Here is a 383-nt window from a genome sequence, read left to right as displayed (position 1 = left end):
AATAAAGAAACTTTAATGGATGGAGTGAAGCTACAAGCATATTTTAAGGCCAACTCAATTGATTGTATCAAAATAGTACCAAGTCACTGGCAGGCTTTACGCATCGATACCGATTTGTTGCTGCCGGCACGTACGATCATATTTGGAGGAGATGTACTTCCGGTATCCCATGTAAAAGAGATCGCAGCACAAGATCCAAATGTAACCATCGTGAACCACTACGGACCTACGGAGAGTACGATTGGAAAATTAGTGCACAAAGTAGATCCTGCTTTTGATTATGTAACTATTCCGGTTGGGAAATTGTTCTCAGACAGTGAAGCTTATATTGTCAGCAGCGATATGTCGTTATGTCCAATTGGAGTTTCGGGAGAATTATTATT

Annotated in this window: 1 protein-coding gene; it reads left to right on the top strand. The window is 40.5% G+C overall.

Annotation, left to right across the window (positions count from 1 at the left end; genetic code table 11):
* Positions 1 to 383: AMP-binding protein (locus JO950_RS22090; protein ID WP_202704561.1), on the top strand; the 383-nt coding region annotated here is incomplete at both ends.

This window comes from Flavobacterium sp. UGB4466 (genome assembly GCF_903469665.1).
Lineage (GTDB): Bacteria > Bacteroidota > Bacteroidia > Flavobacteriales > Flavobacteriaceae > Flavobacterium > Flavobacterium lipolyticum.
Note: the sequence above shows the minus strand (reverse complement) of the source record. Positions and strands in the feature narration are given on the sequence as shown.